Annotated in this window: 20 protein-coding genes and 1 riboswitch; of the genes, 13 read left to right on the top strand and 7 right to left on the bottom strand. The window is 67.2% G+C overall.

Annotation, left to right across the window (positions count from 1 at the left end; genetic code table 11):
- Positions 1 to 5 precede the first annotated feature (5 nt).
- Entirely contained in the window at positions 6 to 488 is a 483-nt protein-coding gene (locus ACSQ1X_RS20065; protein WP_436059021.1) for a cation:proton antiporter regulatory subunit, read from the bottom strand.
- Positions 489 to 552: 64 nt separating this feature from the next.
- Positions 553 to 1956, bottom strand: coding sequence for an MFS transporter (locus ACSQ1X_RS20060; protein WP_436059020.1), 1404 nt, complete (start codon positions 1954 to 1956; stop codon positions 553 to 555).
- A 204-nt stretch (positions 1957 to 2160) separates the two neighbouring features.
- Here ACSQ1X_RS20060 and ACSQ1X_RS20055 point away from each other — a divergent pair, with 204 nt between their 5' ends.
- The 6 genes from ACSQ1X_RS20055 to mnhG are packed head-to-tail and all read left to right on the top strand — an operon-like array spanning position 2161 to position 8700.
- Positions 2161 to 5196, top strand: coding sequence for a Na+/H+ antiporter subunit A (locus ACSQ1X_RS20055; protein WP_436059019.1), 3036 nt, complete (start codon positions 2161 to 2163; stop codon positions 5194 to 5196).
- Positions 5193 to 5780 (top strand): Na(+)/H(+) antiporter subunit C, encoded by a 588-nt coding sequence (locus tag ACSQ1X_RS20050; protein ID WP_436059018.1) that lies wholly within the window; start codon positions 5193 to 5195, stop codon positions 5778 to 5780. Before ACSQ1X_RS20055 ends, ACSQ1X_RS20050 begins: the two co-directional genes overlap by 4 nt.
- A complete protein-coding gene (locus ACSQ1X_RS20045) occupies positions 5777 to 7417 on the top strand; it encodes a Na+/H+ antiporter subunit D (protein ID WP_436059017.1) in 1641 nt (546 codons plus the stop codon). The genes ACSQ1X_RS20050 and ACSQ1X_RS20045 overlap by 4 nt, the downstream gene beginning before the upstream one ends.
- Positions 7414 to 7959 carry a Na+/H+ antiporter subunit E gene (locus ACSQ1X_RS20040; RefSeq protein ID WP_436059016.1) on the top strand — a complete coding sequence of 182 codons (546 nt, stop codon included), beginning with the start codon at positions 7414 to 7416 and terminating at the stop codon, positions 7957 to 7959. Before ACSQ1X_RS20045 ends, ACSQ1X_RS20040 begins: the two co-directional genes overlap by 4 nt.
- Positions 7956 to 8234, top strand: coding sequence for a monovalent cation/H+ antiporter complex subunit F (locus ACSQ1X_RS20035; RefSeq protein ID WP_028270962.1), 279 nt, complete (start codon positions 7956 to 7958; stop codon positions 8232 to 8234). Before ACSQ1X_RS20040 ends, ACSQ1X_RS20035 begins: the two co-directional genes overlap by 4 nt.
- Complete coding sequence (gene mnhG / locus ACSQ1X_RS20030) at positions 8224 to 8700, top strand: monovalent cation/H(+) antiporter subunit G (RefSeq protein ID WP_436059015.1); 477 nt, start codon at positions 8224 to 8226, stop codon at positions 8698 to 8700. Before ACSQ1X_RS20035 ends, mnhG begins: the two co-directional genes overlap by 11 nt.
- Positions 8701 to 8725: 25 nt before the next feature.
- Here the strand turns inward: mnhG and ACSQ1X_RS20025 are convergent, their stop codons facing one another.
- On the bottom strand, positions 8726 to 8989 hold the full coding sequence (locus tag ACSQ1X_RS20025; RefSeq protein WP_055807026.1) for a DUF4235 domain-containing protein: 264 nt from the start codon (positions 8987 to 8989) through the stop codon (positions 8726 to 8728).
- A 151-nt stretch (positions 8990 to 9140) separates the two neighbouring features.
- Positions 9141 to 9281: riboswitch (TPP riboswitch) on the top strand.
- Positions 9282 to 9354: 73 nt separating this feature from the next.
- On the opposite strand from ACSQ1X_RS20025, the gene ACSQ1X_RS20020 reads away from it, so the two are divergent.
- From ACSQ1X_RS20020 to ACSQ1X_RS19990, 7 genes are all read left to right on the top strand, one after another.
- Positions 9355 to 9987 (top strand): ECF transporter S component, encoded by a 633-nt coding sequence (locus tag ACSQ1X_RS20020; protein WP_055807022.1) that lies wholly within the window; start codon positions 9355 to 9357, stop codon positions 9985 to 9987.
- 16 nt (positions 9988 to 10003) lie between these two features.
- Entirely contained in the window at positions 10004 to 11665 is a 1662-nt protein-coding gene (locus tag ACSQ1X_RS20015; RefSeq protein ID WP_436059014.1) for an ABC transporter ATP-binding protein, read from the top strand.
- Positions 11662 to 12465 (top strand): energy-coupling factor transporter transmembrane component T family protein, encoded by an 804-nt coding sequence (locus tag ACSQ1X_RS20010; RefSeq protein WP_436059013.1) that lies wholly within the window; start codon positions 11662 to 11664, stop codon positions 12463 to 12465. The genes ACSQ1X_RS20015 and ACSQ1X_RS20010 overlap by 4 nt, the downstream gene beginning before the upstream one ends.
- A gap of 105 nt (positions 12466 to 12570) precedes the next feature.
- Positions 12571 to 14094 carry a UDP-N-acetylglucosamine 1-carboxyvinyltransferase gene (locus ACSQ1X_RS20005; RefSeq protein ID WP_055807013.1) on the top strand — a complete coding sequence of 508 codons (1524 nt, stop codon included), beginning with the start codon at positions 12571 to 12573 and terminating at the stop codon, positions 14092 to 14094.
- A gap of 57 nt (positions 14095 to 14151) precedes the next feature.
- Positions 14152 to 15378 carry a glutamate--cysteine ligase 2 gene (locus tag ACSQ1X_RS20000; protein WP_436059012.1) on the top strand — a complete coding sequence of 409 codons (1227 nt, stop codon included), beginning with the start codon at positions 14152 to 14154 and terminating at the stop codon, positions 15376 to 15378.
- A gap of 28 nt (positions 15379 to 15406) precedes the next feature.
- The gene (locus ACSQ1X_RS19995; RefSeq protein ID WP_028270955.1) at positions 15407 to 15730 is read left to right on the top strand and encodes a hypothetical protein; all 324 of its coding nucleotides are present in this window, start codon (positions 15407 to 15409) and stop codon (positions 15728 to 15730) included.
- 81 nt (positions 15731 to 15811) lie between these two features.
- Positions 15812 to 16204 carry a nuclear transport factor 2 family protein gene (locus ACSQ1X_RS19990; RefSeq protein WP_436059011.1) on the top strand — a complete coding sequence of 131 codons (393 nt, stop codon included), beginning with the start codon at positions 15812 to 15814 and terminating at the stop codon, positions 16202 to 16204.
- A 116-nt stretch (positions 16205 to 16320) separates the two neighbouring features.
- Here ACSQ1X_RS19990 and ACSQ1X_RS19985 read toward each other — a convergent pair whose 3' ends face one another.
- From ACSQ1X_RS19985 to ACSQ1X_RS19970, 4 genes are read right to left on the bottom strand one after another with little or no spacing between them, the layout of a single operon-like run.
- Positions 16321 to 16563: a hypothetical protein gene (locus tag ACSQ1X_RS19985; protein WP_436059010.1), complete on the bottom strand. Its 243-nt coding sequence runs from the start codon at positions 16561 to 16563 to the stop codon at positions 16321 to 16323.
- Between the two features lie 45 nt (positions 16564 to 16608).
- Positions 16609 to 17817, bottom strand: a complete 1209-nt coding sequence (locus tag ACSQ1X_RS19980) for an O-succinylhomoserine sulfhydrylase (protein ID WP_436059009.1) — start codon at positions 17815 to 17817, stop codon at positions 16609 to 16611.
- Positions 17818 to 18228 (bottom strand): rhodanese-like domain-containing protein, encoded by a 411-nt coding sequence (locus ACSQ1X_RS19975; protein ID WP_055806997.1) that lies wholly within the window; start codon positions 18226 to 18228, stop codon positions 17818 to 17820.
- Complete coding sequence (locus ACSQ1X_RS19970; RefSeq protein WP_436059372.1) at positions 18225 to 18542, bottom strand: DUF1737 domain-containing protein; 318 nt, start codon at positions 18540 to 18542, stop codon at positions 18225 to 18227. Before ACSQ1X_RS19970 ends, ACSQ1X_RS19975 begins: the two co-directional genes overlap by 4 nt.
- Between the last annotated feature and the right edge of the window lie 32 nt (positions 18543 to 18574).

The following is an 18574-nucleotide window of genomic DNA, read 5'->3' as shown; positions in this document are numbered from 1 at the left end:
GCCGCTCAGCCGTTGCGCAGGATATCGGCCGCCGTATCTAGGCCTTCTTGCGTTCCCACCGCCACGAGCAGGTCACCGGGGTGAAGGACGACGTCGGGTCCGGGGGAGGGGAGCACCTCGCCTTCCCGCATGATGGCAACGATGGAGACGCCGCTGCGGGTGCGGATGCAGGCCTTGCCCATGGGCTGGTTATGGAACGGCGAGTCTCCGGCAATGGAGAACTGGCGTGTGACGATCCCGGGGATTTCGCGGTGCTCTTCGGAGAGTTGCATCGCCAGCCGCTGCCCGCCCAGCAGGTTGCCCAGGGCGGCGGCTTCTTCGGCGGTCAGGGGAATGGACGCCTGGCACGTGTCCGGATCGTCCCACGTGGAAACGATCAGTTCGGTCTGCCCTTCGCGGTACTCCACCACGCCGATGCGGCGCCCCGAAGCGGTCATGAAATCCTTGCGCCTGCCGAGGCCAGGGAGGTCTGTCTCATCCACGTTCATGGCACCAGCCTAGTCCGCGCAGAGGGCGTTGGAGGGCTGAAACGGCGAATTCCCCGCTGCCTGCTCAGGCCGCGGGAACGACCGCGATTTCCACCTTTCCCGGCGGCTTGACCGGCAGCAGCACCAGCAGCCCGGCCAGCAGCACCACCATGATGCCGAGGATGCCCCACCGCTGGGCTTCCCCCGGCGCCACGAGCGGCGAGGCCACGGCGATGCACAGGGTGAAGAGCGTCGGCGCCAGGAAGCTGACGGCCCGGCCGGTGGTGGCGTAGAGGCCAAAGAGCTCACCGGATTCGCCGTGCGGCGCCAGCCGGGCAAGGTAGGCACGCGAGGAGGACTGGGCCGGCCCCACGAAGAGGCACAGGAAGAGCCCGAACACCCAGAAGGTGGTGGTGCCCGCCCAGGCCTGCCCGAAGAAGACATAGCTGCCGTTGCCCAGGACCAGGATGACCGTGCCGGCAATCAGCAGTCCGACGAGCGAGCCGATGATGACGGCTTTTGGCCCGATGCGGTCGTCCAGGAAGCCGCCGATCATCGCTCCCACCGCCGCCACGATGTTGCCGAAGATGGCGAAGAAGATGACTTCCTTCAGTTCGAAGCCGAAGGTTCCCGCAGCGATGATCCCGCCGAACGTGAAGACGGCGGCCAGTCCGTCCCGGAAGATGGCGCTGGCGAGGAGGAAGAAGATGGTGTGCGGGCTGGTGCGGTAGATCGCCTTGATACGGCGCACCAGCAAACCGTAGGAGGCCAGGAACCCCAGCCTGGCGGCCTGCTGCGGCCGGGGCAGCTCCGGCACCGCGAACAGGACGGGTAACGCAAAGATGAAAAACCAGAGCGCGGAGAACACCGCGACGAGGCGGATGTTGAGGCTGTCCTCGGTGGAGGCCCCGAACCACGCGAAGCTGGGCTGGACGAACAGCTGCAGCACGATCAGCAGCGCGACGATGCCGCCCAGGTAGCCCATGCCCCAGCCGAAGCCGCTGACCTTGCCGATGTTCTTTGGAGTGGAAATCTGCGCCAGCATGGCGTTGTAGTTCACCCCGGCGAATTCGAAGAAGACGTTGCCGAGGGCGATGAGCGTGACGCCCAGCAGGAGGAACTCCGGCCGCGGAAAGACAAAGAAGCACAATCCGGTCAGGACCGCGACAGCGGCCGTGTTGATTCCCAGCCACAACTTCCGGCGGCCGCCGGTGTCCGAACGCTGGCCCGTCACGGGCGCCAGGACGGCGATGGCCGCGCCCGCGATCGCCAGGGCACCGCCCAGCACCGCCGAGGCCTGGTCCTCGCCGCCGAATGCTTTGGACGTCAGGTACACCGTGAACACGAATGTGGTCATCACGGCGTTGAAGGCCGCCGAGCCCCAGTCCCAGGCGGCCCAGGCGAGGACCTTGCCCTTGCTGGTGGCCAGTGTTCCGGACTCCAGCTCGGACGGGGGCTGCGTAGCCGCTGAGGCGGTGGCGGGGTTCATAGGCTGAATGCTATCCGCCCCTAGCTAAACGGCGAGTGAAGGGGCGGTGGAAATTCCCCGGCGCCACGGGGAATCCGCGGCTCAGCGGACGGGTCGCTGGCAAAAGTGTTTGCATCCGCTTGATAAACTGTCTGCACCGAACCTGACGAATGACCGCCTGCTCCAACTTTTGACAATCGAAATCCTGACGTTGCGGAGATACCTGTGATCACAGTCCTTGCCGTGCATTTCGCGGTGGCCGCTGTGGCGCCGTTTCTCTTCAGGAAATTCCGCAGGAACTCGTTCTACGCGCTGGCCGCGGTCCCCGCAGGCTCGTTTGTCTGGCTCCTCCTTCAGCACGGTGCCGTGTACCAGGTCGCGGCAGGCCAGGCGGCGCACTCCTCCACGGGCAGCGCGGTCACCGAGCTCCTTCCCTGGATTCCTGAGCTCAAGATCGAGCTCGCGTTCCGGATGGACCCGCTGGCCTGGATAATGTCCCTGCTGGTGCTCGGCGTGGGCGCCCTGGTGCTCGTCTATTGCGCCCGCTACTTCAAGAACAAGGACAGCAACCTCGGCGGCTTCGGCGCCCAGCTCCTGGCGTTTGCCGGGGCGATGTTCGGCCTGGTCACGGCCGATGACCTGCTCCTGATGTTCATCTTCTGGGAACTCACCACCGTCCTGTCCTACCTGCTGATCGGCTACGCCCGCACCAGGCTGTCCGCCCGGCGCTCGGCCCTGCAGGCCCTGATGGTCACCACCGCGGGCGGCCTGGCCATGCTCGTGGGCCTCATCATCCTGGGCTTCAGCGCCGGAACCTACCGGATCTCGTCCATCCTGGAGCTGGCCCCCGGGCTGGCGACCGGGCCGGCAGCGGGGGCCGTAGCGGCCGCCGTCGTCCTCATCCTCATCGGTGCCGTGACGAAGTCCGCGTTGATCCCGTTCCATTTCTGGCTCCCCGGTGCCATGGCGGCGCCCACCCCGGTGAGTGCATACCTCCACGCCGCGGCCATGGTGAAGGCCGGCGTCTACCTCGTGGCGCGGCTGGCGCCGGGGTTCGCCGAAACGGCGTACTGGCTGCCCATGGTGCTGGGGCTGGGCCTGGCCACCATGCTGGTGGGCGGGTACCGCGCGCTCCGGCAGACCGACATCAAGCTGATCCTTGCCTACGGCACGGTCAGCCAGCTGGGCTTCCTCACCATGGTGGTGGGCCTCGGCAAGCCGGACGCGGCGCTGGCCGGGCTGGCCCTCCTCCTGGCCCACGGGCTCTTCAAAGCCACCCTGTTCCTGGTGGTGGGCATCATCGACCACCAGTCCGGAACCCGTGACCTCCGCAAGTTGTCCGGCGTCTACACGTCCTCACGTGCACTGGCGGTTGTCGCGGCCATCGGTGCCGCCTCGATGGCCGGCATCCCGCCGCTCGCTGGGTTCGTGGCGAAGGAATCGGTGTTCGAGGCCTTCGTGCACTACGGCACGGCATCGGATTCCGGTGCCTGGGGCATGGTGGTCCTCGCAGGGCTGGTCCTGGGGTCCATCCTCACCTTCGCCTACAGCGCACGCTTCATGTGGGGCGCCTTCGCGTCGAAACCGGGCATCGAGCCCACACCGTTCAAGGCCATCAAGCCGTCCTTCCTCGCCGCCCCGGCCTTGCTGAGCCTCCTCACCATCGTCTACGGCCTGTGGCCGGCACCGGTGGACGCGTGGATCCAGCCGTACGCTGCGGAGTTCGTGCACGACGGCGGGGATCCGGCCAGCGCCGCGGGGCACCTCGCGCTGTGGCACGGCCTCACCCCTGCACTCGGCCTGACGGCCATCACCTTCGTTCTGGGCCTGGCCATGTTCTACGGCCGCAGCATCGTTGCCCGTGCCCAGGGCCGCGTGCCGGCGTGGGTGGATGGCGACCGCGCCTACCAGATGACGATCGGCGCCCTGGACGACGTTGCCGTCTGGGTTACGGGACGCACGCAGCGTGGTTCGCTGTTCTTCTACCTCGCAGTGATCCTGACGGTGGCGTTCGCGCTTCCGCTGACCGCGCTGCTCATTGCCGGGAAGCCACTGCCCGACGGCCTGTACTTCATCGATCCCAATTCGCCGCTGCAGCTGGTGGCCGGTGCCGGCATCGTGATCGGTGCGCTGGCGGCCGTCCGGGCCAACAAGCGGTTCCTCGCGGTGCTGATGGTCTCCGTGACCGGCTACGGCATCGCCCTGATGTTCGCACTCCAGGGTGCACCGGACCTCGCCCTGACCCAGATGCTGGTGGAAACCATCATCCTGGTGGCGTTCGTCCTGGCCATGCGCAGCCTGCCGGCCGAACTCCGCGACCGCACCGGTGGCAAGTACCGGGTGATCCGCGTGATCATCGGTGTGGCGTTCGGAGTCACCATGATCTTCGTGGCCATCTACGCCATGGGTGCACGGGTTGCGACCCCCGTCGCGCTGGAGTTCCCGCGGCTGGCCTATGAAGGCGGCGGCGGACTGAACGTCGTCAACGTCACCCTCGTCGACATCCGGGCGTGGGACACCTTCGGGGAGATCTCCGTGCTGGCGCTCGCCGCCACCGGCGTGGCGAGCCTCATCTTCGTGAAGGGACGCGGCGACGGTATCCGCGCCTCGACGTCCGTGGCCGAGGGGACAGTGGGGCGGCGGTCCGCCGCAGGCCAGAGCTCGCGTGACAGCGCTGCACTGGCGCTGAGCCGCAAGTTCGCAGCATCCACCCGGGATGCCTGGCTGGTGGCCGGGCGCACCATGGCTCCCGAGCGCCGCTCCATCATCTTCGAAGTGGTGACGCGCCTGGTGTTCCACTCGATGATCGTGTTCTCCGTCTACCTCCTGCTGGCCGGCCATAACCTTCCCGGCGGCGGCTTCGCCGGCGGACTCACGGCCGGGCTCGCGCTGACCATCCGGTACCTTGCCGGCGGCCGCTTTGAACTACGGGAGGCCACCCCTGTGGGCGCCGGAACGCTCCTGGGCATCGGGCTGGCTACGGCCGCGGCATCCGGGGTGGTGCCGCTGCTGCTGGGCGGGCAGGTTTTCCAGAGCGCCATTATCGAACTATGGCTGCCGGTATTCGGCGACATCAAGTTCGTCACCTCCACTATTTTCGACATCGGCGTCTACATCGTGGTGGTGGGCCTGGTGCTGGACGTGCTGCGCAGCCTGGGCGCCGAAATCGATGAACATTTTGAAGAAGACCCCGCCGGCGAGACCGAAGGGCAGGAACCCGAAGGCGTTCCCGCCGAAACCACCGGGAGGGGGAAGGCATGAGCGTCAACCTGACATTGCTGACAGTCATGGGCGCGCTCTATGCCTGCGGCATCTACCTGATCATGGAACGCAGCCTCACCAGGGTGCTGCTGGGCCTGATGCTGCTGGCCAACGCCACCAACCTGCTGATCCTCGCCACGGGCGGCTACGCCGGCCTGGCGCCCATGTTCAGCAAGGACACGGACCCCCGCGACTACAACGACCCCCTCCCGCAGGCACTGATCCTGACCTCGATCGTGATCTCCTTCGCGGTGACCGCGTTCATGCTGGGCATCATCTACCGAACCTGGGTGCTGGCCCGCCGCGATGAGATCCAGGACGACGTGGAAGATATCCGCGTCGCCGAAACCCCCAGCTTCGATGCCGAGGACGACTCCGAGATTCCGGTGGAGACCTCCGAGTTTCCGCTGACAATGATCGGCTCGGACGGCAGGGGAATTTCCGACTCGGGCGTTTCCGGCCCCGGGGACGGTGGCGCGACCGTGAAGGCGGGCGCCCGCACGATCAAAGCCAAGGACGCCGCCGCGGAAGAGCAGCCCGGCTCCCAAAACGTGACCCCCGGCCCGGAAGGAGGCGTGAAGTGAACATCGCAAGCTTTGCCCCGCTCGCCGTCGTACTTCCCATCCTCGGTGCCGCCCTGACGTTCGTGCTGATCCGGCACTCGCGGGCCCAGCGGGCCGTCAGTATTACGCTGCTCGCGCTGACCCTCCTCCTGGAGTGTGTGCTGCTGGCCTCCGTCTGGGACGGCGGAACGGCTGCCGTCAACATCGGCGGCTGGCTGCCCCCGTGGGGCATCGTGATGGTGGTGGACCAGTTCTCGTCCCTGATGCTGGTGGTCTCCTCCACGGTCAGCCTCGCCGTGCTGGTGTACGCCACCGGCCAGGGCATGGCCGACGGCGACCAGGACGCACCGCTCTCGATTTTCCACCCCACCTACCTGATCCTGGTGGCCGGGGTGTCCAACGCGTTCCTGTCCGGGGACCTCTTCAACCTCTACGTGGGGTTCGAGATCCTGCTGACGGCAAGCTACGTGCTGATGACGCTCGGAGGAACGGGCCCCCGCATCCGTGCCGGCGTGACCTACGTGGTGGTCTCCGTGGTGTCGTCCGTCCTGTTCCTGATCGCCATCGCCATGATTTACGGGGCCACCGGAACCATCAACATGGCGGACCTGGCCATCAAGCTCGCAGACCTGGACTCCGGTACGCGGATGCTGCTGCACGTGATGCTGTTGGTGGCCTTCGGCATCAAGGCGGCCGTCTTCCCGCTGTCCTTCTGGCTGCCTGACTCGTACCCCACCGCGCCGGCCCCCGTCACGGCCGTGTTCGCCGGCTTGCTGACCAAGGTGGGCGTTTACGCGATGGTGCGCACCGAGACGCTCCTCTTCCCGGGGGACTCGCTGAACACCCCGCTGATGGTGGCTGCACTGCTGACCATGGTGGTGGGAATCCTGGGTGCCCTGGCTCAGAGCGATATCAAGCGTCTGCTCTCATTCACCCTGGTGAGCCACATCGGCTACATGGTGTTCGGGCTTGCCATGTCCTCCGTGGCAGGGCTCGGCGCGGCGGTGTTCTACGTGGCCCACCACATCACCATCCAGACCAGCCTGTTCCTGGTCACGGGCCTGATCGAACGCCGCGGCGGAAGCTCGTCGATCGACCGGGTGGCCGGCCTGGCCAAGCTGTCCCCGATCCTGGCCCTGCTGTTCTTCATACCCGCCATGAACCTGGCCGGAATCCCGCCGTTCTCCGGCTTCCTGGGCAAGCTCGGGCTGCTGCAGGCCGGCGTGCAGCTCGGCACCCCGCTGGCCTACGCCCTGGTGGTCGGAGGCGTCGTGACCAGCCTGCTGACGCTCCTTGCCGTCGCCCGCGTGTGGAACCGCGCATTCTGGCGCAAGCCCGAGGACGCAGAGAACCCCGACCCCGTGCTGCTGGCGGCCCCCGAGGACTCCGACACCGGCGACCGGGCGGGCAAACGCAACGTCACGCTCCTGCCGCGGACCATGGTGGGATCAACCCTGGGGCTCGTTGCCTTCGGCGTGGCGCTCACCGTCTTCGCCGGGCCGCTCTTCAGGGTGGCGGACCAGTCGGCCGTGGACATGCTGGACAGGTCCTCCTACATCCAGGCGGTGCTGGGCGAAAACGCTCCCGTGCCCCCGATCGCGCAGCCTGAACCTGCGGTCCCGCAGCCGGAAGGCCCGCAGCCGGAGGGCCAGAAATGAACCGCCGACGGATCTCTATCCGGCAGGAACTGCCCCTCCTCGTCTGGCTCGTGTTTGTCTGGTGTGCGCTGTGGCAGGACTTCAGCCCCGGAAACCTCCTGTTCGGCGCCCTCATCGCCGTGGTGGTGGCGCGGTTGTTCTACCTGCCCCCGGTGGAACTGGGCGGCCGGTTCAGCATTGTGCGTGCCGTCCCGTTTGCCATCGTCTTCCTTGGCAAGGTGGTGGCCGCCAGCTGCCAGGTGCTGTACCTGGCAGTGGCCCGCGGCCCCAAGGTGACCAACGCCGTCGTCGCCGTCCAGCTCCGCAGCCATTCGGACCTGATGGTCACTGCCACCGGCCACGTCATCTCGCTGATTCCCGGCTCACTGGTGGTGGAGGTGGACCGCTCCACGTCCACGCTCTACATCCACGGGCTGAACGTGCGGAGCGGGGAGGACATCGTGAGCCTGCGCAAGGAAGTCCGGGATGCCGAGGCAGCACTGATCAGGATCATGGGCACGCGTGAAGAACTGGCCGCACTGAAACAGGAGGTGGGCGCATGATGGAAGTCGTCCTGACCGTAACGGCCGTGATCCTGTCACTGGCGGCAGCGGGCGCCATTGTCCGGATCGCCATCGGCCCGTCGCTGTTGGACCGGGTGCTGGCCTCGGACGTGCTGCTGGCCATCATCGGGGCCACGCTCTGCATCGACATGGCCGTGAACCGGCACCTGAACAACCTGATGCTGCTGGTGGCGCTGTCCATCATCGGGTTCATCGGGTCCGTCACGGTGGCGCGCTTCGTGGCCGACCGGCGGGAGCACCCCAATGAATCCTGAACCATCCGCCGTCGACACCATCATTGACGCAGTCTCGGCCGTTTTTATGGTGGTGGGCGCCGTGATGTCCCTCGGCGCGGCCATTGGCCTGTTGCGCTTCCCCGACCTGATGAGCAGGATGCACGCCGCCACCAAGCCGCAGGTGCTGGGCCTATTCCTGCTGCTGGCTTCGGTTGGCCTGCAGCTGCGGACCTGGTGGGTGTGGCCCGTGCTGTTCGTGGCGTGGATCTTCCAGGTCCTCACCGTTCCCGTGTCCGCGCACATGGTGGGCCGGGCCGGCTACCGCACCAAGCACCTGCACAGGGAGCTGCTGACGACGGACGAGCTGGAGGCCGTGGTGCAGAAGGCAGCGGACAAGAAAACCGCCGATAGGCAGGACCCGGGCAGGCAGGACTCAGGCAGGCAGGACCCGGACAAACGCGCAGCGCACGACGACGGTCCCGCCGATGACGGCGCCCCAGCCTAGGGGGACCCCGTAGGAAGGTTGGGGCCTAGACGATGTCCTGGCTCTTGGCGAAGCGGGTGATGGCACGCTGCGTGCCCCGGTTGGCCAGGACCTGGATGATGGCGCTGACAGCCGCGGAGATCAGCGCAAAGGTCAGGGCGCTGCGCAGGGTGGTGGGGACGTCGTTCTTGTCGCCCTTGGGGGGCTTGCGGCCGGTGACCTTTTCCCAGACGACGTCAACGGCCTTCGTGCCGGCGAATCCGGCCAGCAGGCTCACTCCGGTTCCAAGCAGCTTGATGAAAAAACTCATTCCAGTACCCCTTACAGGTGGGAGACGGCGGAAACAGGGCTTCCCCTAGCCTAGCCGCATCAGCCCGCCCCCATCACCGCGCATTGTGACAGTCGGCCCCGGGATTTCGCGGGCCTGCGGGTGTAAACTGAGCCACGCCCATAAGGGCGAATTAATACGACAGGGGAGCGTCGCCGTCGGGGTCACTGGAGCAGTCCAGGAACCGGAGGCGGGCGCTGAGAGTGCGGGCAGCCGCAGACCCTCGAACCTGATCCGGTTAGTACCGGCGCAAGGGAGTCGAGTTCTCAGAGTGTCCGGCAGCAGGCGGCGGAAGCCGCGGCCCTGGCCGGGAAACACTCTCCCCTCCTGTACCTCAGGAGGACGACATGACTGATATTTCTGCAAAGCAGGCGTTGCCGCACAGCAAGTACACCTGGCGCGTGGTGGACATTGTGGTGGCTGCGTTGATCGCAGTGGCCGGCGGCGTCATTTTCTGGGCCTGGTCCCAGGGGGCCGCCGCCGTTTCGCCGGCCATGAACGCCGTTTACCCGCCCCTGACCGGCCTCATCGCCGGCGGCTGGATGATTCCCGCCGTCCTGGGCATGCTGATCATCCGCAAGCCCGGAGCCGCCCTGTTCTGTGAAACGGTGGCTGCCACCGGCGAGCTGATCATGGGCTCGCAGTACGGCGCCTCGGTGCTGTTCTCCGGCTTCGTGCAGGGGCTCGGCGCCGAAATCATCTTCGCGGTGTTCGTTTACAAGAAGTTCAACCTGCCCGTTTCGTTGCTGGCCGGTGCCGGTGCAGGCCTCTTCTGCGGCCTGAACGACTCGTTCGCTCCGTGGGGCTGGAACATCGCCTACGCTGCCGGCGACAAGCTCGCTTACATCATTTTCACCGCCATTTCCGGCGCCATCATTGCCGGTGCGCTGTCCTGGGTCGCCACCCGCGGCCTGGCCCGGACCGGTGTGCTCAGCTCCTTTGCCTCCCGCAAGGCAGCAACGGAGCCCGTCTTCTCCTGACGAACGCACCCCGCTCATGACATCTTCGGACAACGTCCGCCCGGCAGCGGTCACGGCACGCGGCTGGGGCTGGCGGCACGCCGGCCGGTCCCGGCCCGCCGTCCGCGGCCTGGACCTGGACATTCAGCCGGGCGAACGCGTGCTGCTGCTGGGCCCCTCCGGCGCCGGCAAATCGACGCTGCTGCACGCCCTCGCCGGCGTGCTCGGCGACAGCGACGCCGGCGCCCACCACGAGGGCGTGCCGGACGCCGACGACTCAGACGAGACGGGCACCCTCCTGATCGACGGCGCCCCGCCGCGTGCACAGCGCGGCCGCGCCGGCCTGATGCAGCAGGACCCCGAGACGCAGGTGGTCCTTTCCCGCGTGGGGGACGACGTCGCCTTCGGCGCCGAGAACCTTGCCGTGCCTCGTGCGGACATCTGGACACGCGTGGGAGAAGCGCTCGACGACGTCGGGCTGGCCCGCCTGCCGCTGGACCACCCGACGTCGGCCCTTTCCGGCGGACAGAAGCAGCGCCTGGCGCTCGCCGGCATCCTTGCCATGCGCCCGGGACTGCTGCTCCTCGACGAGCCCACCGCCAACCTTGACCCCGCAGGGGTCCTGGAGGTCCGGGACGCCGTGGGCCGGTGCTTGGACAAGACCGGGGCAACGCTGGTGGTGGTGGAACACCGGGTGGGCGTGTGGAAAGACCTGGTGGACCGGATCGTGGTGCTGCAGCCGGGTTCGGCCACGGATTCCGCAGTGCTCCTGGACGGGCCGCCGGACCAGGTCCTGGCAGAAGCCCGGGACATGCTCGTTGCCGCCGGCGTCTGGGTGCCCGGGTACGTGCCCGCCACCCGGGCACGGTCCGGTGCCGCACTGGTGGGTGCCGCGGGAGCGCACGGTGCGGGAGTGAACGGCGCGGGAGTGCCGGCGGCCGCGGGTGTGCCCGGTAACGGGAACCTCCTGCTGGCCGCGGAGCGCCTAGCCGTTTCCCGCGAACGTCCACGCCGGCGCCGGTTCAAGGCGGTTCCGCCGGTACCGGTGCAATCCGGCATTACGGCGCAGGTCCGGGCCGGGCAGGCGCTGACCATCACGGGCCCGAACGGATCCGGCAAGTCCACGTTTGCCCTGACCCTCGCCGGGCTGTTGCGCCCGGTGGCCGGCAACGTTTCCGCCACGGTGGACCTCAGCGAAGGCGCCGGCATTGACCCGTACAAGTGGAAGGCGGAGCAGCTGATCGCGCGGATCGGTACCGTGTTCCAGGAACCGGAGCATCAGTTCGTCACCGGCCGGGTGCTGGACGAGCTGATGTTCGGTCCGCGGCATCTTGGCCATGGCGAGGAACGCGTGGATGAACTCCTGGAGCGCCTCCGGCTGACCAAGCTCGTGGACGCGAACCCCTACACTCTCTCGGGTGGCGAGAAGCGCAGGCTGTCCGTGGCCACCGTGCTGGCCGCCCATCCCCGGGTGCTGATCCTGGACGAGCCCACCTTCGGCCAGGACGCCAACACCTGGGCGGAGCTGGCGTCCTTCCTGTCGGAACTGCTCGACGCCGGCACCGCCGTGGTGTCCGTGACCCACGACCAGGAGTTCAGCGACGTCCTGGGCGGCACCGAGCTGAAACTGGGTGCGCCCGAACTCAAATTCGCCGGGCAGGAACCGGGCCTGCGCAACCCGGAGGTGGCAGCACCGTGAGGGACGCCTTGACCCTAACCGCGAACCACGCCCTGCTCACGCGGGCCAATCCGCTGGCCAAGTTCGCCGTCGTCATGCTGATGACCGTGGTGCTGGCGCTGTCCATCGACTGGGTGTCCGCCTCCGTGGCCCTGGCTTTCGAACTGCTGCTCTTCCCGCTGGCCGGACTGACCGTCGCGTTGCTCTGGCAGCGCGGCTGGCCGCTGATCCTGGCGGCGGCGCTGGGCGGCTGGAGCACCTCGATCCTGGCGCCGGACACTGGAAGGATCCTGCTCGACGTCGGCATCTGGTCCATCAGCGAAGGCTCGCTGGAGCTGGGGCTGGGTTTCCTGCTGCGGGGAGTGGCGATCGCCCTGCCCGCGGTGCTGCTGATGAGCTGCACGGATCCCACGGACCTGGCGGACGCCCTCGCCCAGAAGGCCAGGCTGCCGCACAGGTTCGTGCTGGGCACTCTGGCCGCCATGCGGCTCGTGGGCCTGATGGCTGAGGAATGGCAGACCATCGGCATGGCCCGGCGCGCCCGCGGCGTGGGCTCGCACGGAAGCCCGGTGCAGCGGCTCCGGGCAACGCTGGGGCAGAGCTTCGGACTCTTGGTCCAGGCCGTCCGCCGGGCGTCCCGGCTCGCCGTCACGATGGAGGCGCGGGGGTTCGGCGGTGCGCAGCGGACGTGGGCGCGGGAGTCCACGTACAGCACCCTGGACGTCTGGGTGGTCCTCGGCGGGCTGTTGATTGCGGCCGCGGCCGTATGGGCGGCCGTCAGCGCGGGAACCTGGAACATGGTGTTTCTCGAGCAGAAATAGGCCACACGTCACCGACATATCGCACGAAGTGGGTATTCTGTGACTTCAACTGCAGTTTCCGGCGTTTCGCGCCGCTTAATAGCTCATGGGTGATATTTTCGTCTTATGACTCAAGAGACTGCTGAACACGTAGGCCTGCTGCTCCGCGATGCCCGCACCGAGAAGGGCTGGACCCAGGGGCAGCTTGCCGGCGAGCTGGGCACCAGCCAGAGCGCCATCGCCCGGATGGAGCAGGGCAAGCAGAACCTCAGCCTCAAGATGATCCAGCGGCTCGAAGCAATTGTGGGACGCAGCATCGTCAAGGTGGGACGGCCGCAGATGACGCACCTCCGGGTGGAAGGCGGCCGCACGCTGTCCGGGTCGGTGGACGTGAACAGCAGCAAGAACGCCGGCGTGGCCCTTCTCTGCGCGAGCCTCATCAACCGCGGCACCACCACGCTGCGCCGGCTGGCCCGGATCGAGGAAGTGAACCGGATCGTGGAGGTCCTCACCAGCATCGGCGTCGAATGCACCTGGCTCAATGCCAACGATCTGCAGATCCGCCGCCCCGCCGTCCTGGACCTCGGCTCCATGGACGTGGAGGCGGCCCGCCGCACCCGCAGCGTGATCATGCTGCTGGGGCCGCTCCTGGACGAATCCGCCGAGTACCGGCTTCCGTACGCGGGCGGCTGCGACCTGGGCACCCGCACCGTGGAGCCGCACATGCAGGCCCTGCGCCAGTTCGGCCTGTCGGTGGAAGCGACGTCCGGCTTCTATTCCGTGCAGGCACCTCCGGCCGACGGCGACAACCGCACCTTCGTGCTGAGCGAACGCGGTGACACGGTCACCGAAAACGCCATCATGGCGGCCGCCCACCGCCGCGGCACCACAGTGATCCGCAACGCCAGCCCCAATTACATGGTCCAGGACCTCTGCTTCTACCTGCAGGGCCTGGGAGTGGAGATCGACGGCGTGGGGACCACTACGCTGAAGATCACGGGGCAGCCGTCCATCGACGTCGACATCGAATACTTCCCGTCCGAGGACCCGATCGAGGCGATGAGCCTGATCACCGCCGGCATCGTGACCAACTCCGAGGTCACCATCCGCCGGGTTCCCATCGAATTCATGGAGATCGAGCTCGCCACCCTGGAGCAGATGGGCCAGGAACTGGAGATCTCCGGGGAATACTTTGCCCGCAACGGCCGCACCCGGCTGGTGGACGTCACCACGAAGCCTTCCGCGCTGCATGCCCCCACGGACAAGATCCACCCCATGCCGTTTCCCGGCCTGAACATCGACAACCTGCCGTTCTTCGCCGTCATTGCCGGCAACGCGGAAGGCCAGACCATGATCCACGACTGGGTCTACGAGAACCGCGCCATCTACCTGACCGAGTTGAACAAGCTGGGAGCCCGCGTCCAGCTCCTGGATCCGCACCGGATCTACGTGAACGGACCCACGCGGTGGCGCGCAGCCGAAGTGGGCTGCCCGCCGGCCCTCCGCCCGGCCGCGTGCATCCTGCTGGCCATGCTGGCCGCCCGCGGGGTTTCGGAGCTGCGCAACATCTACGTGATTGAGCGCGGGTACGAGGACCTGGCCGAGCGCCTCAACACCATCGGCGCGAAGATCGAGTACTTCCAGGACTAAACGACGGCTATGTGACGGCGCCTGTCTAACCGCCCGCCACGGGGGCACAATGTATGCATGCGAACTTTCGGGGTTGAGGAAGAGCTGCTGATTGTGGACCCCGTGACCGGGGAGCCGCTGGCGCTGGCGGACGCCCTCCTGACAGGGCGGAAGCTCGCTGCCGACGACGCTCCGGACAAACCGCGGATTCCGGACCCGCACGATCCAGCCCGTAACGACAGCGACACCGGGCTGACTGCCGAGCTGAAACTTGAGCAGATCGAGACGCAGACGCGCCCGTGCCTGGACTATGAGGAGCTGCTGCTGCAGATCCGCCAGGGGCGTGCCCTGGCGGACAGCGCCGCGAAGAAACACAATGCCCGCGTGGCAGCGCTGGCAACATCGCCCATTGCCTCCACAACGCACACCACGCCGAACCCCCGCTATGCCACCATGCAGGAGCGCTTCGGCCTCACCGTCCATGAGCAGCTGACCTGCGGTTTCCACGTCCACACTTTCGTCGAATCGGCTGAGGAAGGCGTCGCCGTCATCGACCGGATCCGGGACAAGCTGGCGGTTCTCACGGCGCTCAGCGCGAACTCGCCGTACTGGAACGGCGTTGAGACCGGTTTCGAAAGCTACCGCACGCAGGCGTGGAACCGCTGGCCGACGTCGGGCCCGTCCCAGATCTTCGGGACCCACTCCATGTACCGCCGCGTGGTCACCCGGCTGCTCGACAGCGGCGTGCTGCTGGATGAAGGCATGATCTATTTCGACGCGCGGCTCTCCCGGAACCACCCCACCGTGGAAGTCCGGGTGGCAGACGTCTGCCTGCATGCCGAGGACGCGGCCCTGATCGCCGTCCTTGTGCGCGGTCTGGTGGAATCGGCCAGCAGGGAATGGCGGGCCGGTGTGGACCCGGCCCCCGTACCCACAGTGCTCCTCAGGATGGCGGCGTGGCAGGCCAGCAATTGCGGGCTTCGGGGAGACCTGCTCGATTTCGGCACGTTCCGCCCGGCACCGGCCGCTGAAGTAGTGGAGGCACTGGTGGACTACGTGGCGCCCGTCCTGGCCGAACAGGGCGAGCTGGAATTGGCCCGCGAAGGCATGCGCAGGGTCCTGGACCGGGGCACGGGCTCGGAACAGCAGCGCCGTGCCATGCAGGAGGGCCTGGCGGCCAGCTCGGACGCAGCCGCCGGGCTGGCTGCCGTGGTGGCCCACGCGGTGGATGTCAGCATGCGCCCGGCTGAAGCCATCACCGCGCGCGAGAAGGCGCCGGTGCTGTTGCGCGTCCGCCAGTCCTGATCAGGTTCCTACTACCCCGGAGCGCGCCATGGAAACCGAATTCGCCACAGTCGCCGGCCATGATGTCACCACCATCACCTGTGTCTGCGGAAACACCGTCAGCGACGAGGGGCTGATCCAGGCCAACTCCGAAGGCATGCCCGTCCACCTCGGCGAGGGCACTCCCGTGCCGGAGGGACTCGCGGCCTGGCCCGGGGATGAGGACCTTTACACGCTGTGCCCTGCCTGCGGCCGGGTCTACCACGACACCGTCATTGAAGAGACCGGAACCGCACCTGTGGCCTTCACGGTGGATGTGGCGGCCGGTCCCATCGCCGAAGCGATCCGCCTGCACTGGGAGCTCGACACCTAACTCATCGACAATCAAATTCCGCGGGAATAGCCTTGAACCGTCCGAGAATTACCCGACGACGAAGACGGGAAGGTACCCGAAATGGGAACCCAGGAGAATGTTGAACTGGTCCGGCGCGGATACGAGGCATTCAGTGCAGGCGATATGGCAACCCTTGGCGAAATGTTCGCGGAGCACGCAGTCTGGCACGTTGCCGGAGACGGCGTGCTGTCCGGAAAGAAGGAGGGACGCGACGCCATCCTGGCCTATTTCGGTGAGCTCGGAACGCGTTCCGGAGGCAACCTGAAGGTGACCGTTGAGGAGATCATCGGCGGGGAAACCAACACCGTTGCGGTCCAGCACAACCGAGCAGAGACCGGCGGCCGGTCCCTGGACCAGGACGGCGCAATCGCATTCCGGGTGGCTGACGGCAAGATTACCGAGGCGCGGGAGTTCTTCCAGGACACTGCGAAAGGCGACGCATTCTGGGGCTAGCCGGAGCTACTCCGAAATCCGACCCGGTACTTCTGCACCTTCGGCGCCGCGGCTGGCGATTCAGTCCGTCTGCCCCACCTGCCAGACGTTGTTATCCCGGCACGAGTCCGGCTTGGTCACTCGTACGTGGCAAGCGGCGAGGACGGATACGGCGGCGACGACGGCGTGGAGGTGCTTTGGGACGCCGGCGCACTCGTACTGGCCGGATCTGAGGCTCCGGCCGAACCGCAGCCCGATACTGCGGTGGCCGCGGCTGCCAGCATCAGAAGCACCGCGGCTGCCCGGGCACGGGCACGGGCTTGGGCGCGGTTCCGGGACAGCCCGGCATCACCATAAGCAATGTCACCAAAGAAGGGCACGCCTTCATCATGGCACTGCAGACACGGTCGTCACAGAAGACCCGGTCAGATCTGCTTGAGTGCCTGCTCCAGGTCGCGGATGAGGTCGTCGACATCCTCGAGTCCAACCGACAACCGGACCACACCGTCGCTGAGCCCGATGGCCGCTCGGCCTTCCGGCCCCATGGCGCGGTGCGTCGTGGTGGCCGGGTGGGTGATGAGCGACTTGGCATCGCCCAGGTTGTTGGAGATGTCGATGATCCGCAGCGCATCCAGCAGCGCGAAGGCGGCCTCCTTCGCCGAACGCCCGGCGGACGGTGAGAGCTCCAGCGTGAGCACGGTGCCGCCGGCCTTCATCTGCTTGGCGGCCAGCTCGTACTGCGGGTGCGACCTCAGCAGCGGGTATTTGACCCAGCTGACGGCCGGCTGCTCCTCCAGCCATCCGGCCAGGCGAAGCGCGGAGGCGGAGGAGTGCTTGACGCGCAGGGCCATGGTCTCCAGGCCCTTGGTCAGCACCCAGGCGTTGAATGCGGACAGTGCAGGCCCGGTGTGGCGCATGAGCTGCTTGACCGGGCCGTCGATGAACTCCTTGGTGCCCAGGATGGCGCCGCCGAGCACCCGTCCCTGGCCGTCGATGTGCTTGGTGCCGGAGTACACAATCACGTCCGCGCCGAGCTCGCCGCAGCGCTGCAGCAGGGGAGTGGCAAAGACGTTGTCGACGACGACCGTCGCCCCGGCCGAGTGGGCCAGTTCGCTGACCGCGGCGATGTCCACGATCTCCTGCATCGGGTTCGACGGCGACTCGAAGAAGACCGCCGTCGTCGGCTCCGCCAACGCGGCCCGCCATTGCTCCAGGTCCGGGCCGTCCACGAACACCGTTTCCACGCCCCAGCGGGGCAGGATCTCATTCAGGATCACAAAGCAGGAGCCGAACAGCGAGCGGGCAGCCACCACGCGGTCGCCCGCGGCCAGCAGCGCACCGAGGGCAGTGAAGACGGCGGACATGCCCGACGCCGTCGCAAAGGACGCCTCCGTGCCCTCGAGCAGCCGGAGCCGCTCCTGGAACGTCGCCACCGACGGGTTGCCGTAGCGGGAGTACACGAACCGTTCGTCTTCGCCCGTGAAGGCGCGTTCGGCGGCTGCCGCGGATTCATACACGAAGCCGGAGTTGAGGAAGATCGGCTCGGCCGTCTCCTGGAAGTTGGTGCGGTCAAGGCCGCCGCGGACAGCCTGGGTGTCGGGGTTCCAGCCGGCGGCGTCGGGATTGAAAGTCACTTAGTTCTTTCCGAGGTTGGTGGGTAGTCCGCGGTTCTTCCAGCCGTTGACGGTGCGCTCGCCATAACGGTCCGGTTCGCCTTCAAAGCCTTCGAGGACGTTGTAGGCCGTGAAGCCGGCCTGCGTGGCGGCGATTGCCGCGGCGACCGAGCGGACGCCGGAACGGCAGAGGAACACCAGTTCAACGCCGGTGTCCTCCGGTGCCTGCTGCTTCAGCTGGTGAATGAAATCCGGGTTGGGGATGCCGCCGGGGAAGGTCCACTGGATGAAGAGGGGATCGTTTTCGGTGGCTTTCGTGTCCGGGATGCCGATGTGGGCCCACTCGCCTTCGGTGCGGACATCCACCAGGACTGCGCCCTGTTCCAGCTTGGCCCAGGCGTCCTGGGGGCTCAGGTCTCCGGCGTAGCTCATGCGTGGCCCTCGAAACCCTCGCCGGGGAAGTCGAGGTCAAACTCAAGTTCGTCCACGGCGGTTGCCACCGCGGCGTCCGAGCTGGCGATGGCTGCGGGCAGGACCACGGCCTGCGCCACGATCACGCTGGTGCCGTTGAACGTGGCCGCCGGGCTCCCGTGCAAAACATAACCATCGGCCAGCGCTGCGGAGATGCGCTCGCAGAAGGAGCGGTCATCGGGGCCGGTGATGAGCCGGTAGGCCAGCTTTTCCTGGGGCAGGTCCTGGGCCGGTAGTTCCTGGCCGGCGGCGGCCGGTTCGGTGGCCGGAGCCAGTGGGGCGGGTGCGTCAGACACGACGGATCTCC

Source organism: Arthrobacter sp. LjRoot78, from assembly GCF_964254335.1.
Taxonomy (GTDB): Bacteria; Actinomycetota; Actinomycetes; order Actinomycetales; family Micrococcaceae; genus Arthrobacter.
Note: the sequence above shows the minus strand (reverse complement) of the source record. Positions and strands in the feature narration are given on the sequence as shown.

Excerpts from the sequence above, each read along its gene's own strand:
- ACSQ1X_RS20065 (WP_436059021.1), bottom strand. The coding sequence starts at position 488 with ATGAACGTGGATGAGACAGACCTCCCTGGCCTCGGCAGGCGCAAGGAT.
- ACSQ1X_RS20060 (WP_436059020.1), bottom strand. The coding sequence starts at position 1,956 with ATGAACCCCGCCACCGCCTCAGCGGCTACGCAGCCCCCGTCCGAGCTG.
- ACSQ1X_RS20050 (WP_436059018.1), top strand. The coding sequence starts at position 5,193 with ATGAGCGTCAACCTGACATTGCTGACAGTCATGGGCGCGCTCTATGCC.
- ACSQ1X_RS20040 (WP_436059016.1), top strand. The coding sequence starts at position 7,414 with ATGAACCGCCGACGGATCTCTATCCGGCAGGAACTGCCCCTCCTCGTC.
- ACSQ1X_RS20035 (WP_028270962.1), top strand. The coding sequence starts at position 7,956 with ATGATGGAAGTCGTCCTGACCGTAACGGCCGTGATCCTGTCACTGGCG.
- mnhG (WP_436059015.1), top strand. The coding sequence starts at position 8,224 with ATGAATCCTGAACCATCCGCCGTCGACACCATCATTGACGCAGTCTCG.
- ACSQ1X_RS20025 (WP_055807026.1), bottom strand. The coding sequence starts at position 8,989 with ATGAGTTTTTTCATCAAGCTGCTTGGAACCGGAGTGAGCCTGCTGGCC.
- ACSQ1X_RS20020 (WP_055807022.1), top strand. The coding sequence starts at position 9,355 with ATGACTGATATTTCTGCAAAGCAGGCGTTGCCGCACAGCAAGTACACC.
- ACSQ1X_RS20015 (WP_436059014.1), top strand. The coding sequence starts at position 10,004 with ATGACATCTTCGGACAACGTCCGCCCGGCAGCGGTCACGGCACGCGGC.
- ACSQ1X_RS20005 (WP_055807013.1), top strand. The coding sequence starts at position 12,571 with ATGACTCAAGAGACTGCTGAACACGTAGGCCTGCTGCTCCGCGATGCC.
- ACSQ1X_RS20000 (WP_436059012.1), top strand. The coding sequence starts at position 14,152 with ATGCGAACTTTCGGGGTTGAGGAAGAGCTGCTGATTGTGGACCCCGTG.
- ACSQ1X_RS19995 (WP_028270955.1), top strand. The coding sequence starts at position 15,407 with ATGGAAACCGAATTCGCCACAGTCGCCGGCCATGATGTCACCACCATC.
- ACSQ1X_RS19990 (WP_436059011.1), top strand. The coding sequence starts at position 15,812 with ATGGGAACCCAGGAGAATGTTGAACTGGTCCGGCGCGGATACGAGGCA.
- ACSQ1X_RS19975 (WP_055806997.1), bottom strand. The coding sequence starts at position 18,228 with ATGAGCTACGCCGGAGACCTGAGCCCCCAGGACGCCTGGGCCAAGCTG.